Origin of the sequence: Microvirga vignae (assembly GCF_001017175.1) — a bacterium.
Classification (GTDB): domain Bacteria; phylum Pseudomonadota; class Alphaproteobacteria; order Rhizobiales; family Beijerinckiaceae; genus Microvirga; species Microvirga vignae.
Genome location: NZ_LCYG01000053.1, coordinates 76332 through 92991 on the forward strand (window position 1 = coordinate 76332; position 16660 = coordinate 92991).

Sequence of the window (16660 nt, forward strand, 5' to 3'; positions counted from 1 at the left end):
GGTAAAGATGACGGCTTCCGTCGAAACCCTGTCTTCGTCCCCCACCAATGTGAAGGCGCTGACCTCCGCGGGCGGTGTCGAGGCATGGCATGTTGAATCCGATGTGGTGCCGCTGATCGCGGTCTCCTTCATTTTTGAGGGCGGATCGGCGCACGATCCTGCCGAGAAACCCGGCGTCGCGCAGATGCTGGCGCGTCTGCTTGATGAAGGTGCGGGCGAGTACGATTCCGATGCCTTCCAGGAACGTCTGGCTGCGCGCGCTATCGAGCTCTCCTTCAACGCCGGCAACGATGCCATCGGCGGCTCGCTGAAGACACTCGTGAAGCATGCGGATGAAGCCTTCGAGCTGCTGCGTCTCGCGCTCGTTGAACCGCGCTTCGATCAGGATGCCATCGAGCGCGTGCGTGCGCAGACCATCGCGGGCCTGCGCTATCAGCAGAACGATCCAGGCGTCATGGCCACGCGCCGCTTCTTCGAGGAAGGCTTTGCAGGTCATCCTTACGGCCGCCCGACCTCCGGCACGCCGGAGAGCGTTGCCGCCATCACGCGCGACGATCTCGTTGCCATGCACCGTGCCATGATTGCGCGCGGTCGCGTGAAGATCGCCGTCGTCGGTGCCATTTCCTCCGACAATCTGTCGGTCCTGCTCGACAAGGTCTTCGGCTCGTTGCCCGAGACGAAGCCGCTCTCTGTGATCGAGGCTGCATCCCTGCAGAAGATCGGCTCGCGTATCGTTGTCGATCTCGAGGTCCCTCAATCCGTGATCCGCTTCGGCACGCCCGGCATCGCATGGCGCGATCCCGGCTTCATTCCGGCCTATGTGCTCAACCACATTTTCGGCGGCGGCTCCTTCACGTCGCGCCTGTTCCAGGAAGTGCGTGAGAAGCGCGGTCTTGCCTACAGCGTCGGCACCTCTCTCGTGAGCTACCGCGCGGCCGCCATGACCTGGGGCTACACCGCCACCAAGAACGAGCGCGTGGTCGAAGCCTTGGACGTGATCGCCGGCGAGATGGCGCGCCTTAAGGAAGATGGCCCTTCTGACCAAGAGCTGCAGAAGGCGAAGGATTACCTCATCGGCTCCTATGCGCTGGGCTTCGACACCTCGACGAAGATTGCCCATACTCTGGTGCAGATCGCTTTCGAAGGCCTCGGCATCGATTATATCGGCCGTCGCAATGCGCTGGTCACCGCCGTGACACAGGCCGATATCCGAAAGGCCGCGGAACGTATCTTTGGCGGTGGCAAGATGCTGACCGTCATCGCAGGGCGGCCGACGGGGCTGTGATAAAGGGCCAGTTTCGAACGATTGGGGAGCCTGCGGGCTCCTTTTTCGTATGGACGCTGAAAGGAGCAGGGTGCGTCCTTCACCGTCCCCTGGAGCATCGATCCCCTTTCATGAGCGCATCGTTCGGTGCGACCCGAAGGGCCGCGCCAGCGAATAACCGGGTCCACTTTTCCGCACGACGCGCTAGCCGCCGTCCCATCTCTGCCCTAAAGTTTCGCTTCCCTAGTGAACGAGTCGGAGTATCGGCATGGCCCTGCAGCAATCGATTGATCTCGCTCTGGAAACCGGTATCGGGGAGGGCGGTCTTTCGCAGGCGGCGTTCGAAGCGGCCCTTAAGGCTGTGGGCCAGGCCATGGAGCGGCTTTCCGATGATGATGCGTCAGGTCGCCTGCCGCTGCTGCACATGCCGCGCACGACCGACGATCTCGCCGCCGTGCGCGAGGCGGCCTCCTGGCTGCGCCGGGATGCGACGGACGTGGTGTTCCTCGGCACCGGCGGCTCGAGCTTGGGCGGGCAGACCCTGGCCCAATTGAAGGATTATGCCGTGCCGGGCGCGGGCCGCTTCACCGAGAGCCCCCGGGTCCACTTCCTCGACAATCTCGACCCGATCACCTTCGATCATGTGCTGCACAAGCTGCCGCTCTCGTCCACGCGCTTCGTGTCGATCTCGAAGTCCGGCGGCACGGGCGAGACCCTGATGCAGACGATTGCGGTGCTCTCCGCCCTCGACAAGGCTGGCCTGAAGGCCCTGCCGAAGGACATGTTCCTCGGCCTTTCCGAACCGCGCAAGGACGGAGGCAGGAACGCCCTGCGCGATCTCCTGGAGCCCGAGGGCGTGCGCTTCCTGGAACACCATACGGGCATCGGCGGGCGCTATTCCGTGCTCACCAATGTGGGCCTTCTGCCCGCAGCCGTGCTCGGCCTCGACATTGCCGCCATCCGCCAGGGCGCGGCGGAAGCCTATGAGCCCTTCCGCAGCGGCAGTGCCGCCAAGGACGCTCCTGCGGCTATCGGCGCCGCACTCAATGTAGCGGCGGCCAGAGACGGTAAGGGCATTGCCGTCACCATGGCCTATGCGGATCGTCTCGAACGCTTCACGCGCTGGTGGGTACAGCTCTGGGCCGAGAGCATCGGCAAGGACGGCAACGGCACGCAGCCGGTGGCGGCCATCGGCCCGGTCGACCAGCACAGCCAGCTCCAGCTCTACCTCGCAGGCCCCAACGACAAGCTCTTCACCGTCATGACCACGGGCGTGGCAGGGCAGGGGCCGCTTATGGACGAGAAGCTCGCCAAGCGTGCGGGCGAGCCGGGCTTCGGCGGCAAGCGCATCGGCGACCTGGTGGCGGCCCAGGGCCGGGCAACGGCCGATACCCTGGCCAGGAACAGCCGTCCGACCCGGCGCATCCACATCGAGAAGCTCGACGAACGCGCTGTGGGGGAACTGCTCATGCATTTCATGCTGGAGACGGTCCTCACCGGCTATGCGCTGAGCGTCGATCCGTTCGATCAGCCCGCCGTGGAAGAGGGCAAGATCCTCGCCAAGCAGTACCTGGCGCAGGGGTAATCTTATCATGCCGTCATCCCTGGCCCCGGACTTGATCCGGGGATCAGTCCCGGGGATCCACGTCTTTGGTTTTCTGCCGCTCTAAGACGTGGCTGACCATTCGAAGTTCGGTTGTCGCGAATGGGCAGGGGAATAACGTCGCGGCTGCTGGTATCCGCGGCGCCCAATCCCTATCTTCTCTCTTCCGAAGCCCTTGTGCAGAAGCGCCTCATGCTCGTCCGCCGCCTCGATCCCATTCTCGTCGACCGCATCGCCGCGGGCGAGGTTGTCGAGCGTCCGGCGGCGGCCGTGAAGGAGCTTGTCGAGAACGCCGTCGACGCGGGCGCGAACTCCATTGAGATCACCGTGGAAGCGGGCGGTCGCCGCCTGATCCGCATCGTCGACGACGGGCAGGGCATGACGCCGGAGGATCTCGAACTCGCGGTCGAGCGCCACGCCACCTCCAAGCTGCCGGATGGCGATCTCTTCTCCATCAACACGCTGGGTTTCCGTGGCGAGGCTCTGCCCTCCATTGGCGCCGTGGCGCGCCTTTCCATCATCACCCGCACGGCGGATGCTGAAAGCGGCTCCATGATCGTGGTGGAGGCCGGCGTGAAGCATCCCGTGCGGCCGGCCTCCGCGCCCAAGGGAACACGCGTCGAGGTGACGGATCTGTTCGCGGCTACACCCGCGCGCCTGAAGTTCCTGAAGAGCGACCGCTCAGAGGCTCAGGCCGTGGCGGAGATCGTGAAGCGTCTTGCCATCGCGCATCCGACTGTACGTTTCACGTTATCGGGCGAGCACATCACGTCCTTCACCTATCCGCCTGAGGAGCCCGGCGAGCATGGCTTTCTGCGCCGTCTATCACGCGTGCTTGGCTCCGACTTCAACGAGAATGCGATGTCGATCGGCGTCGAGCGCGAAGGCGTTCGGCTCACGGGCTTCGCGAGCCTGCCGACCTATCATCGAGGCACATCCACCTCGATCCATTTCGTGGTGAACGGACGCCCCGTGCGCGACAAGCTTCTGCTTGGCGCAGTGCGTGGTGCTTACGCCGATGTGATGGCCTCAGACCGGCATCCGGTGCTCGCCATGATGATCGAACTCGATCCGCACGCAGTGGACGTGAACGTGCATCCGGCGAAAACCGAAGTGCGCTTCCGCGATCCTGCTTTCATGCGCGGCTTCGTGGTGGCGGCGATCAAGGAAGCGATCAATCGCTTCGGCACGCGCGCCTCTTCGACCGTAGGCACGCGCACACTGGAAAGCTTGCGCCCTCAAGGTGCGCTGCCTTCACGGCCCGCTTACGCGCATCGTCCGTCCCTTATCCGTCCGTCGAGCGGCTTCGCCAATTGGCAGGCCCCGCTTGACCCCGCTCCGCAGGCTTACGCACCTGCGCCCGGTTTGGCGGAGGCGCAGGCCACCTTGCTGGATCTCGCTGTGCCGTCTGCCGATAGTCGCGCGACGCTTGCCGAAATCGAACCTGAAATGGAAGCGGCGCCGCTGGGGGCCGCACGCGCGCAGCTGCACGGCACCTACATCGTTGCGCAGACGCAGGACGGCATCGTCATTGTCGATCAGCACGCAGCCCATGAGCGTCTCGTCTATGAGCGGCTGAAGCGCGAGCGCGCCTCATCCGGTATCGCGCGCCAGTTGCTGCTCATTCCCGAGGTGGTCGATCTCGATCCGGTGGATGCCGATCGCGTGCTCGCGGAAGCCTCGATGTTGGAGAGCCTTGGTCTCGTGGTCGAATCCTTCGGTCATGGCGCGCTGCTCGTGCGCGAAGTGCCGTCTGCTCTGGCAGGTGGGCGCATCAAAGCGCTGGTGCAGGACGTGGCCGATGCACTGGCCGAGTGGGGGCAGGGAGCCGCCAATCCGCTGGAAGAGCGGCTCGACGCCGTTCTCTCGCGCATGTCCTGTCACGGCTCTATCCGCGCCGGTCGCCGCATGCGGCCGGAGGAGATGAATGCGCTGCTGCGCGAGATGGAGGCGACGCCTCTCTCCGGCCAGTGCAATCACGGGCGGCCCACTTACGTGGAGCTGAAGCTCAGCGATATCGAGCGCTTGTTCGGGCGTCGGTGAGAGATCTGGAACGAACCGCTGTCGCTAGAGCATCGGACCCAAGAGTGAATTTGCACTTTTGGGATCCAATTCGATGCTTTTTTCTTTATTGAGCGCATCGTTCGCGCGGAAAACCGGGTCCACTTTTCCGCACGATGCGCTAGACCAGGATCTGGCAGGCAAAGGTGCCTACGAGGCCCATTCCCATCAAAAAGATGAGAAACCACTTGGGGCAGGAGGTTGGTTCTTCGCGTTGCATCCTCTGTCGCTCACTCTTTCTCACAATCGTAGCGAGGATGAGCTCCAGTGCATCCGTGCAGCCCATCTCCTGTTCGCCCCCACTGGCGGGACCTAGACGATCCAGATGACGCTGCGATGACAATTCGTGATTGGGCGCCCTGACCGAGAGATGTTGTCCCACGGCCAGGGCGTATGCTGCATGTGAGAAACCACGGCAGCAATTCGATGGTATTGTACGGACCTGCAGCGTCAACGAGGCTGTGATCTCATGATGCCTCGTTGGTGTTCATTCCGTGGGTAAAGAGTAGGCGCTCTGTCGATCTGCTGCGCAAGAGGCGGCGGATCCATCATTTCCTGACATTCGAAGGTGCTCGTGTGCGGGTGGGTCTATCACGCTCTACCTCGACCAACACTCTCACGGACTCGTCTCCCGAAAAGCTGCGGTGCACCAGGGATGACGTGTTTTCCGGTTGCTTTGTGGAGGGAGAGAAGGACACGCCGGCACAGTCGCCATGCCGCCAGCACAGATGGACGTGATGAACCTGGAGCTCATGAGCTGCGATGAAGAGATCGAAGTCCTCAGGCAAGAGAATGTCCCGCCTGAGTGATATCCTCGCGCCATCGGTCGAGATGTCCTCGACCGTACATGAGATCATTGCATCCGGACCCAGAACGATCTTTGCAAGATGCCGGGCGCAAAAACGTCTGGCGTGTCTGCGGTCATCAATATGGCCGCGAGAGCCCATGATCTCGATCCACTCGTTGCGACAATGCCGTGCTTCGAGTTAATCCGATCTCCGTTGGTCTCTCAAACTATCTGGCTAGGTACTCAGAAATAGCCTCGTTGGCGTCTATGGAATTCAGTGCTGGCGCATTATGCGGAACCGGAGGTCCGCGTGAGATCATTTCCCGCGTGAGGGCCCTTCGCGCTCGGCCGATGAAGCCCAGAGATTGAGGCCGCCTTCCATGGCATAGCGATCGATCTCCGCCAGCTCCTCCGGCGCAAAGGACAGATTCTTCAGCGCCCCCACGCAGTCGACCACCTGCTCAGGGCGGCTCGCACCGATGAGGGCCGAAGTCACGCGTCCGCCGCGCAGCACCCAGGCGAGCGCCATTTGTGCGAGCGTCTGCCCGCGCCTTTGCGCGATGTCGTTGAGGCTGCGGATGCGAGCGATGTTGTCTTCGGTGAGAAAGCTTGTCCGCAGCGATTTGCCTGCGGCGGCGCGGCTGCTCTCAGGGATGCCGTTGAGATACTTCGTCGACAGCATGCCCTGCGCCAGCGGCGAGAACACGATGGAGCCCATGCCGAGATCATCGAGCGTGTCGAGCAACCCATCTTCCTCGATCCAGCGATTGAGCATGGAATAGCTCGGCTGGTGGATGATGCAGGGCGTCTTGAGCTCGCGCAAAATCGCAAGTGCCTCGCGGGTGCGCTTCCTGTTGTAGGAGGAGAGGCCCGCATAGAGCGCTTTGCCCTGACGCACGGCGGAATCCAGCGCCATCATGGTTTCTTCCAGCGGCGTCTCGGGATCGAAACGGTGCGAGTAGAAGATATCGACATAGTCGATCCCCATGCGCTTGAGGCTCTGGTCGAGGCTGGAGAGCAGATATTTGCGGCTGCCCCATTCGCCGTAAGGTCCTGGCCACATGCGATAGCCCGCCTTGGTGGAGATCACGAGTTCGTCGCGCAAGCCATGAAATTCGCTGCGCAGGATCTCGCCGAAAAGCGTCTCCGCCGAGCCGGGCGGCGGGCCGTAATTGTTGGCGAGGTCGAAATGCGTGATGCCCAGATCAAAGGCCGTGCGGCAGATCTCTCGCGCGGTCGCCGCTGACTTGTCCTCACCGAAATTGTGCCAAAGCCCCAGCGAGACCGCCGGCAGCTTCAAGCCACTCCGCCCGCAGCGATTGTAGATCATCTCGTCATAGCGAGTGGCGGCGGGCTGATAGGCCATGGCTTCCTCCAGGAATTCTTCGCGCGGCAGGCTGGCACAGAGAGCATAGCTGTGTCGAGAGCTGCTGGAATCCAGGTCCACAGCGAGCAGCGCTTTCGCAGAGCCTCTTCTGCTGCGGTGAACAATTCCTATGAGCCGGCGTTACCGGGTTGCCCGATAAGCTTGTCGGAGGACCCTCATGGACAAGATGACGTGGAGCCCTGTTCTTCTCGGAACAGGCATTCTCATCGCCCTGATGGGTTTGGCATTGGGCGGCGGCGGTATCTGGCTGATCCTTCTTGGAGGCTCCTGGTACTATCTCCTCGCCGGTCTTGGGTTTCTTCTGACAGCCTATCTCCTGGTGACCGCAAGGCCTGCTGCCTTGTGGGTCTTTGCTCTCGTTGTCGCCGGCACGCTGATCTGGTCCCTGTGGGAGGTCGGCCTCGACTGGTGGCCGCTCGGAGCAAGGGGAGGAGTCGTCTTCCTCATCGGCCTTTTCCTGCTCACACCGTGGGTGAGGCGCGCCCTGAGAGCCGGACCGGCCCATGCTGCCGCTCGCGACGTCCCCACGCGCGTCTCTGCCTTTCGCGGCGCAGGCTTGCCCCTGAGCGCGATCCTTGGCCTGTCGCTCGTCGTCGCGGTCATCTCGTGGTTCACGGACTATCGCACGATCGAAGGCACCGCGCCCGAGGCACGTGCACAGGTTCCGCCCGATACGCTTGGCGTTCCGCCTGATGAATGGCACGCCTATGGCCGCACTGCTTCCGGCCAGCGCTATTCGCCGCTGAATCAGATCACGTCGGCAAATGTCGGTAACCTGCAGGTTGCCTGGACCTATCGCACGGGTGACATGCGCGGCCAGCCTGGCGATCCTGAAGAGACCACGTTCCAGGTCACGCCATTGAAGATCCGCAACAGGCTCTTCCTGTGCACGCCGCATCAGGACGTCATCGCGCTCGATGCCACGACCGGTCAGCAGATCTGGCGGTATGAACCCCAGGTGCGCGGCGAGCTCGCGCTCCAGCATCTCACCTGTCGCGGCGTGTCCTACTATCCCGGCCCCGGCGTCACCGCCGCCGCACCAGCTGCGCCGGTCGCTCCGCAAGTGGCGCAGGCTCAGCCCCAATCCCAGCCTGCTCCCGATCTGCCGGTGGCGGCAACGTCGAGCACTCAAGTCGCGCAGGATTGCACGGCGAAGCTGTTCATGCCTACAGCCGACGGGCGGTTGATCGCGATCCATCCTGAGAACGGTGCCGTCTGCGCAAATTTCGGTGGCGGCACGGGACAGATCAATCTCTGGCGCAACATGCCGAATGTGAAGCCCGGTGCCTATTATTCGACTTCGCCGCCCGTGGTGGCGCGAGGACTCATCATCGTTGGAGGTACGGTTCTCGACAACGTGTCGACCAACGAGCAGTCCGGCGTCATTCGCGCCTTCGACGTCAACACGGGCAATCTCGTGTGGAACTGGGATTCCGGAAGGCCCGATGTCACCACGCCGATTGCGCCGAACGGGACCTATGTGCCGAACTCACCGAACAGCTGGTCCATTTCCAGCGTCGATGAGGAACTCGGCATGATCTATGTGCCGCTCGGCAACCAGCCGCCCGATCAATGGGGCGGCAACCGCAGCGCCAATGTGGATCGCTTCTCGTCCTCCGTGGTCGCGCTCGATATCGCGACAGGGCAGCTGCGCTGGGTCTTTCAGACCGTGCACCACGATCTGTGGGATTACGATGTTCCCTCGCAGCCGAGCCTGATCAATCTGATCATCGGCGGGCAGAATGTTCCCGCGCTCGTGCAACCGACGAAACAGGGCGAGCTCTATGTGCTGGACCGGCGCACCGGCCAGCCTGCCTTGCCCGTGACGGAAAAACCAGCACCTCAAGGCGCGGTGCAGGGCGACAGAACAGCGCCGACGCAGCCTGTCTCGGCTTTGTCCTACGATCCGCCGTCGCTGAAGGAGAGCGACATGTGGGGCGCGACTTTGTTCGACCAGCTCGCCTGCCGCATCGCTTTCAAGCGATTGCGTTACGAAGGCCGCTATACGCCGCCATCGCTGCAAGGGTCATTGATCTATCCCGGCAATTTCGGCGTGTTCAACTGGGGCGGCATTGCTGTCGATCCGCAGCGCCAGATCGCGTTCACGACGCCCACCTATCTCGCCTTCGTGGCGCAACTCGTTCCGCGACAGGACGACAGGACCCTGTATGTGCAGGATGAGGAGCGGCCGGAGGGCAGCCTGCCGGCGCTCAACGAGAATTTCGGCGCGCCCTTCGCGGTGAAACTCTACGCCTTCACATCGCCGCTCGGCATTCCGTGCCAGGCGCCGCCCTGGGGCTATGTGGCTGCAGCCGATCTGACGAATGGCAACAACATATGGAAGCACAAGAACGGCACGACGCGCGACGCTTCGCCCGTTCCGCTGCCGCTTCCGCTCGGCGTGCCCAATCTCGGCGGCCCGATCATGACCGCAGGCGGCGTGGCGTTTCTCTCAGGCACCATCGACTATTACGTGCGCGCCTATGACGTCACGAACGGCAAGCAATTGTGGGAAGACCGCCTGCCCGCAGGCGGTCAGGCGACGCCCATGACCTACACCGGTGAGGACGGGCGTCAGTATCTGCTCGTCGTTGCCGGAGGTCATGGCTCGCTCGGCACGAAGGCAGGCGACTACGTGATCGCTTATGCGCTGCCGAAATAGCGCTTAGCGCATCGTGCGGACCCGAAGGGCCGCGTCAGCGACCCGAAGGGCCACGGCAGTGAAAAGTGGATCCGGTTTTCCGCCCCCAACGATGCACTCATTAAAGGAGGGAGCACCGGATGGATCCGAAAAGCGCAAATCCACTTTTCTCGTCCGAGGCTCTACGCGATCAGAACCGCGTAATCACGCTGATGCCGAGCCCTTCGAACCTGTCCATGTTCATGAGAGCGGCAGGCGCTTCCTCGAGGCTGATCCTTTTGCCGACGAGCCTCTCGGGTGCGAGCTTGCCCGTCTCGATCATGTTCATCATGGCCTCGTAGCGGAAAGCCTGCATGCCGTGGCTGCCGAGAATCTCGAGCTCCCAACCGATCACGCGGTCCATGGGAATCTGCGGACGTGCATGATCGCCCAGCATGAGGCCGACCTGCACATGACGCCCGCGTCGGCGCAAATTCGCAATCGAGTCGAAGCAGGTTGTCGGATGACCCAGCGCATCGATGGAGACATGCACGCCGCCCCTCGTGACATCGCGCACCGCCTCGACCACATGGGCGACCTCGCGGGCGTTGATCGTCGCGACCGCCCCCATCTGCTTTGCGAAGTCGAGCTTTTCCTGCGTGAGATCGATGGCGACCACGTTCGCGCCCATGGCAGAGGCGATCATGATGGCTGACAATCCGACGCCGCCGCAGCCATGCACCGCCACCCAGTCTCCCGGTCCCACGCGCCCCTGGTCGACGATGGCGCGGAAGGATGTGACAAAGCGGCAGCCGAGGCTTGCAGCCGTTTCGAAATCGAGGCCCTCGGGCAGCGCCACGAGGTTCGTGTCGGCGTAATCCACCGCCACGTATTCCGCGAAGGAGCCCCAGGCCGTGAAGCCCGGCTGGAACTGGTGCTCGCAGACCTGATGGTTGCCGGAATTGCACTCGAAGCAACGACCGCATCCGCCGACGAACGGCACCGTGACGCGATCACCCTTCTTCCAGCGCGTCACTTGGCCCCCGGTGGCGAGAACCGTGCCCGCCAGTTCATGCCCCGGCACATGCGGCAGCACCACATCCGGATCATGCCCCATCCATCCGTGCCAATCGCTCCGGCACAACCCCGTAGCCTCCACCTTGATCACGACGCCTTCGTCCGAAGGTGTCGGATCAGGCAAGTTCTGCACGCGGGGCGGCTGACCGAATTGCTCGAAGAGAACGGCTTTCATGGTGGGCCTTTCATGCGTGAGGAACGTGAAAGGGCGATATAGCGGGAAGGCTAGGTTGGGGCAATCAACCGGAGAAGATGAAGCGGCATCAGGCGCGATAGCGCGCGAACACCACCTTCGTCTCGCCATAATCCCGTCGCTCGATCTCCTCGAAACCTGCGGGCAGCGTGACGTCGACGCCCTGCGCTTCTTCCACGATGACGAGCGCATCGGGCGTGAGCCAATCTCCGTCTGCGCAGGAGCGCAGCGCTTTCGGTGCAAGGTCCTTGCCGTAGGGCGGATCGCAGAACACCACGGAGAAGGGCGCATTGGGTGCGGCATCGCCCATGCGCGTGGCGTCGCGGCGGAAGAGGCGGGTTGCGCCGCCCGCGCCGAGCGCTTCCACATTCTCCCGAATGATGCCGCGCGCCTGTGCGCCGTCGTCCACGAAGAGCGCGAAGGATGCACCGCGCGAGAGCGCCTCAAAGCCCATGGCGCCGGTGCCCGCGAACAGGTCGAGCACGCGCGCGCCCTCGATGGGGTCATCGTAGCCGTGCTGCAGAATGTTGAAGATCGTCTCGCGCAGGCGGTCCGAGGTCGGGCGGATGGCGTCCGAACTCGGCCCCTTGAGCGAGCGGCCGCGCCAGCGCCCGCCCACAATTCTCATCACTCAATCCTCATTAGCGGCGACCGCGCGGGCCGCCTTTCGAACCACCCTTCGAGCCGCCTTTGAAGCCGCCCTTGGATGCGCCTCGCGGTCCACCCTTGAAGCCACCGCCACTGCCGCGGGGGCCGCCACGCGAAGGTCCTTCGCCCCGTGGAGGGCCACGGCGCGGACGCTCGTCGCCTCCCTCACCGCGAGCGCGGAAGGGGCGATCACCCTGCGGCTTGCGAGGTCGATCCTCGCCGCCTTCACGCGAGCGGAACGGGCGGTCGCCTCCACCACGGCGAGGGCGTTCGCCTTCATCGCGGCGGGTGCGGCCTGCACCGGCTTCACGATCACGGCGAGCAGGGGCCACATCGCGATCGTCACGACGGCGCGGGCGATCCTCGCCGCGGGTCGCGCCACGACCCCTGCGCGGTGCGGGAGCCTCTTCTGCTTGAGGCTGACGCACGAGGCGTTCCACCACGATCTTGCGCCCCTCAGAGGATGCAATCGCGCCGACGCGCTCGCGCGGGCGTTCCGCACTGGCGGCGCGCGCCTCGCGCGGATCGGCGCCACGGCGCGGAGCCTTCTTGCTCGGAGCATCCTCGTCAGTCTCTCCGGCGCGCCAGACACTCTTCTTTGCCTCCAGGCGCGAGGGACGCTTTTTGGTCTCTTCCTCCTCACGCTCGTAACGATCCTTGCCGCGTGCCCGGAAAGGCTTCTCGTCATCACCCCAGCGGCGCGGGCGTTCGTCGCCGCCACGCCCGAAGCGGGCAGGGCGCTCCTCACGCTCTTCGCGACCATGACGTTCTTTCATCGACGAGCCGAAAGGCGCGATGGGCTCGCGCACGGGGCTTTCGAAATCGACGCCGGCCTCAGTGGCAAGCGCCGCACCGAGCTGATCCTTCAGAACCTTCGTCTTCACTTCCTCGACCAGGCCCTGCTCGAGATCGCCGAGCTGGAACGGACCGAAGGACATGCGGATCAGGCGGTTCACCTGCAGGCCGAGATGTTCGAGGATGCGCTTGATCTCGCGGTTCTTGCCTTCGCGCAGGCCCATCGTGATCCACACATTGTCGCCCTGCACCCGGTCGAGCCGTGCTTCGATGGGACCGTATTCGATGCCGTCGATGGTGATGCCGTCGCGGAGCTGATCGAGATCGGCCTGCGTGATGTCGCCGTGAGCGCGCACCTTGTAGCGGCGCAGCCAGCCGGTGTCGGGATGGGCGATGACGCGGGCGAGGCCGCCATCGTTGGTGAGCAGCAGCAGACCCTCGGTGTTGATATCGAGACGGCCTACCGCCACCACGCGGGGCAGATCCTCGGGCAGGTTCTCGAAGACGGTCGGCCGGCCTTCCGGATCGCGGGCCGTGGTCACGAGGCCGCGCGGCTTGTGGTAGAGCCACAGGCGCGTGCGCTCCTTGGTGGGCAGGGGCTCCCCGTCCACCGTGATCGTGTCGGCAGCCGTCACGTTGACGGCGGGGCTCTCCAGAACCTTGCCGTTGAGAGTCACGCGGCCTTCCGCGATCATGGCCTCCACGTCGCGGCGGGAGGCGACGCCTGCACGGGCGATCACCTTGGCGATGCGCTCCTCGGCAGGCTCCGGGGAAGCCTCGCCTTGGACCTCTGGGCGCTCCTGACGCGGGCGGCGAGGGCGATCCTCCGCCGAACGGTCGAAGCGGCGCGGGCGATCATCGCCACTGCGGCCACGGAAGGGGCGGTCCCCGTCCTCACGGCGGCCACGGAAGGGCTTGTCGCCTTCAGGCCTGGGACGGCGGGGGCGCTCGTCGTTGTCGCGGCTGCGGAAGGGCTTGTCGCCGCCCGTGCGGGGCTTGCGAGGACGATCGTCCTCACCCCGGGCGCGGAAGGGGCGTTCGCCGCCCTCGCGGGATTTGCGGAAAGGCCGGTCACCGGAGGTGTGGCCACGGTCGGAACGTCCCGAGGAACGGCCCTTGCGATTATCGTCGTTGCTGTCGGTCATAGGAGCCTGATAGCAGAGGAAGGGAACAGAAGCGAGCGACATGAACAACGCCGATCACAACCCTCCCGATCCCAAGGAAGACCCCAAGGGAGAGTCCAAGGGAGATCCGATGAGCGTGGCTTTCGCAGAGGCCCGCGCCGCCGCCGCGCGCGGCGAGGTGCCGGTGGGGGCTGCCATCGTCAAGGACGGCCGCGTCGTCGCAAGCGCGGGCAACCGCCCCCGGGAGCTGCGGGATCCCTCCGCCCATGCGGAAATGCTGGCCATCCGCCTTGCCTGCGAGGCGCTGGACGACGAGCGGCTTTCCGGCTGCGATCTTTATGTCACCCTCGAACCCTGCACCATGTGCGCGGGCGCGATCTCGTTCGCCCGCATCAGGCGGATCTATTACGCGGCCCACGATCCGAAGGGCGGGGCCGTGGACAACGGCGTGCACTTCTTCGATCAGCCCACCTGCCATCACGCGCCGGAAGTCTATGGCGGAATCCGTGAGAGCGAGGCGGCGACGTTGCTGAAGGAGTTCTTCGAGGGGAGGCGGTAGAGTTTTTCCTTGTCATAGCCGGGCTTGTCCCGGCTATCTCGGCCTGGAAGGGCGTTGCGCTTTCGCAGTCGGGATCACCGGCACAAGGTCGGTGATGACAGTGGAAGTTCAGGGTTGCAGAAAATCCTGCAGCGCCTCCAACGTCGCGCTTGGGTTTTCCTCTGCCACGAAATGCCCTGAGGTCACGCCGATGCCGTGTGCGTTCGGTGCGAAGCTCTTTTGCCAGATCTCCAGCGGATGTTGGGCGTGGCCGACGGAGCCGCTGACGAGATAGAAGTCGCTCCAGATCAGATAGGTCGGACACTGGATCTTTTTGCCCGCCGCGAGATCCGCTTCGTCAGCCTCGATGTCGCGCGTCGCACCGGCTCTGTAGTCCTCGCAGAAGGCATGGATGCGCGTGGGTTCGTTGCAACTCTGCCAATAGGATTCGATGGCGCGCGGATCGAACGCATCGAGATCGCCTGCTGCCGACCAGGCCTTCATCAGCCCTTCGAAATAGGGAATTGGATCGCGCGCGATTTCCTCTTCCGGCTTCGGATAGGCTTGCGAGAGATAGCCCCAATGCGCTTCGGGAATCTTGCCCGCCTTCATCTGCTCCCACACGTGATAGGTCGGCAGGATGTCGAGGAGAGCCAAGCGCTCCACGCGACCGGGATGATCGAGCGCCAGGCGGTAACCGACGCGCGCGCCGCGATCATGGCCCGCAACAGCGAAGCGCACGGATCCTAAGGCTTCCATGACCTGGATGACATCCTGGCCCATGGCGCGCTTCGAATAGGTCTCGTGCTTCGCATCACCCTTCGGAGCCACGGACCAGCCATAGCCGCGCAGATCCATGCAGACCACCTTGTGCGTCTCGGCGAGCGCCGGCGCGAGGTGATGCCACATGACATGCGTTTGCGGAAAGCCGTGCAGCAGCACCAGTGGCGGGCCGTCGCCCTTCGAGCGGGCGAAGATGCGCCCGATATCCGTGTCGATCCAGTGGCTCTCGAATCCAGGGAAGAGGTCGTTGCTCATGGAAAGGCCGCTTGCTGGTTGCAGGGACGAGGCCTTCACGAAGCTAGGGGAGATGGGCCGATTGTCAGCCCCGCTCGCGCTCCACGGCGCGCCAGCCGATATCGCGGCGGCAGAATCCTGAAGGCCAGTCGATCTTGGAGACGGCCTCGTAGGCCTTCGCCTGCGCGTCGGTGATCGTTTTCCCGAGAGCGGTCACGTTCAGCACGCGTCCGCCATTGGCGACGATCCTGTCCCCGTCCTGCTTGGTACCGGCGTGAAAGACGATAACGTCATCAAGCATTTCGGCCTTGTCTAGCCCACGAATTTCGGAGCCTTTCTCCACGGAGCCCGGATACCCTTTTGCCGCCATCACGACCGTGAGCGCAGCCTTGTCGGACCATGTCAGGGAAACGGTGTTCAGCTTGCCGTCGCATGCCGCGAGAAACGCCTCGACGAGATCGGAGTTGAGGCGCGGCAGAAGCACCTGGGTCTCGGGATCACCGAGACGCGCGTTGTACTCGATCAGCTGCGGCCCATCCTTCGTGAGCATGAGGCCGGCATAGAGAATGCCCTTGTAGGGCGTTCCGCGTGATGCCATGCCCTTGAGCGTCGGCTCGATGATCTCAGCAATCACGCGGGCCTGCAATTCGGGGTTGAGAATGGCCGCGGGCGAATAGGCGCCCATGCCGCCGGTGTTCGGGCCCTCGTCGCCATCGAAGACGCGCTTGTGGTCCTGCGCGGTGCCGAAGGGGATGGCCGTCGTTCCGTCGCAGAGTGCGAAGAAGCTCGCCTCCTCGCCGTCGAGAAAGGCCTCGATCACCACCTCGGCTCCAGCAGCCCCAAGCCCGCCGCCGATCATCATGTCGATGGCGTTTTCCGCATCCTCGAAGGACATGGCGACCACCACGCCCTTGCCGGCGGCAAGTCCATCCGCCTTCACGACGATGGGTACGCCGTAGTTGCGCACATAGGTCTTGGCAGCCTCGGCATCCGTGAAGCGCCGGTAGGCGGCGGTGGGAATGTTGAACTCGGCGCAGAGATCCTTGGTGAAGGCCTTCGATCCCTCGAGCTGGGCGGCGGCCCTGCTTGGGCCGAAAGTCTTGATTCCAGCAGCCGTCAGGTCATCCACGAGTCCCGCCACCAGGGGCGCCTCAGGACCCACCACGACGAAGCCGATGGCCATCACCCGGCAGAATTCGATCACTGCCTGATGGTCGGTCACGTCCAGCGAAACATTGGTGCCATGTTGCGCCGTGCCCGGATTTCCCGGGGCGATGAAGAGCTTGCTGCAATGGGGGCTGACTGACAGGGAGCGCGCCAAGGCATGCTCGCGACCGCCGGAACCGATGAGAAGAATGTTCATGCCTTCAAGCCCTTCGTGGAGACGCTTGGGCTCTTAGCGGCTGAAAGGCTTTTCGCCTACCCCGAAAAGCACAGGCCGGGATCGTCATTTCGATGTCCCTGCAGCTGTCCTGAGGAGGGAAACGGCTTATCCCCGGAGCTGATTTCCGCCTGCGTCGTTCCGGCAGTGGACAAGCAGAGCTTC

Annotated in this window: 12 protein-coding genes; 5 read left to right on the top strand and 7 right to left on the bottom strand. The window is 63.9% G+C overall.

The features are described 5' to 3' along the window. Window positions 1-7: 7 nt before the first annotated feature. The 3 genes from AA309_RS19515 to mutL all read left to right on the top strand — a co-directional run bounded on the left by AA309_RS19515 (window position 8) and on the right by mutL (window position 4910). On the top strand, window positions 8-1285 hold the full coding sequence (locus AA309_RS19515; protein ID WP_047190683.1) for a M16 family metallopeptidase: 1278 nt from the start codon (window positions 8-10) through the stop codon (window positions 1283-1285). A 247-nt stretch (window positions 1286-1532) separates the two neighbouring features. Continuing rightward, complete coding sequence (locus AA309_RS19520) at window positions 1533-2849, top strand: glucose-6-phosphate isomerase (RefSeq protein WP_047190684.1); 1317 nt, start codon at window positions 1533-1535, stop codon at window positions 2847-2849. A gap of 210 nt (window positions 2850-3059) precedes the next feature. After that, window positions 3060-4910: a DNA mismatch repair endonuclease MutL gene (gene mutL / locus AA309_RS19525; RefSeq protein ID WP_047190716.1), complete on the top strand. Its 1851-nt coding sequence runs from the start codon at window positions 3060-3062 to the stop codon at window positions 4908-4910. Between the two features lie 566 nt (window positions 4911-5476). On the opposite strand, the gene AA309_RS37795 is transcribed toward mutL, so the two are convergent. Both AA309_RS37795 and mgrA read right to left on the bottom strand, forming a co-directional pair. Beyond that, entirely contained in the window at window positions 5477-5875 is a 399-nt protein-coding gene (locus tag AA309_RS37795) for a PilZ domain-containing protein (RefSeq protein ID WP_084731418.1), read from the bottom strand. Between the two features lie 156 nt (window positions 5876-6031). After that, a complete protein-coding gene (mgrA, locus tag AA309_RS19530; protein ID WP_047190717.1) occupies window positions 6032-7081 on the bottom strand; it encodes an L-glyceraldehyde 3-phosphate reductase in 1050 nt (349 codons plus the stop codon). Between the two features lie 178 nt (window positions 7082-7259). On the opposite strand from mgrA, the gene AA309_RS19535 reads away from it, so the two are divergent. Continuing rightward, window positions 7260-9764: a glucose/quinate/shikimate family membrane-bound PQQ-dependent dehydrogenase gene (locus tag AA309_RS19535; protein ID WP_047190685.1), complete on the top strand. Its 2505-nt coding sequence runs from the start codon at window positions 7260-7262 to the stop codon at window positions 9762-9764. Window positions 9765-9933: 169 nt separating this feature from the next. On the opposite strand, the gene AA309_RS19540 is transcribed toward AA309_RS19535, so the two are convergent. From AA309_RS19540 to AA309_RS19550, 3 genes are all read right to left on the bottom strand, one after another. Beyond that, window positions 9934-10974, bottom strand: coding sequence for a zinc-dependent alcohol dehydrogenase family protein (locus AA309_RS19540; RefSeq protein ID WP_047190686.1), 1041 nt, complete (start codon window positions 10972-10974; stop codon window positions 9934-9936). Window positions 10975-11062: 88 nt separating this feature from the next. Further along, window positions 11063-11620 carry a 16S rRNA (guanine(966)-N(2))-methyltransferase RsmD gene (rsmD, locus tag AA309_RS19545; protein WP_047190687.1) on the bottom strand — a complete coding sequence of 186 codons (558 nt, stop codon included), beginning with the start codon at window positions 11618-11620 and terminating at the stop codon, window positions 11063-11065. Between the two features lie 13 nt (window positions 11621-11633). Next, window positions 11634-13622 (bottom strand): pseudouridine synthase, encoded by a 1989-nt coding sequence (locus tag AA309_RS19550; protein ID WP_052954861.1) that lies wholly within the window; start codon window positions 13620-13622, stop codon window positions 11634-11636. A 67-nt stretch (window positions 13623-13689) separates the two neighbouring features. Here AA309_RS19550 and AA309_RS19555 point away from each other — a divergent pair, with 67 nt between their 5' ends. Further along, window positions 13690-14118, top strand: coding sequence for a nucleoside deaminase (locus tag AA309_RS19555; RefSeq protein ID WP_047190719.1), 429 nt, complete (start codon window positions 13690-13692; stop codon window positions 14116-14118). Window positions 14119-14226: 108 nt separating this feature from the next. Here AA309_RS19555 and AA309_RS19560 read toward each other — a convergent pair whose 3' ends face one another. Continuing rightward, window positions 14227-15135, bottom strand: a complete 909-nt coding sequence (locus tag AA309_RS19560) for an alpha/beta fold hydrolase (protein ID WP_047190688.1) — start codon at window positions 15133-15135, stop codon at window positions 14227-14229. A gap of 64 nt (window positions 15136-15199) precedes the next feature. Next, on the bottom strand, window positions 15200-16477 hold the full coding sequence (gene purD, locus AA309_RS19565; protein ID WP_047190689.1) for a phosphoribosylamine--glycine ligase: 1278 nt from the start codon (window positions 16475-16477) through the stop codon (window positions 15200-15202). Window positions 16478-16660 lie beyond the last annotated feature (183 nt).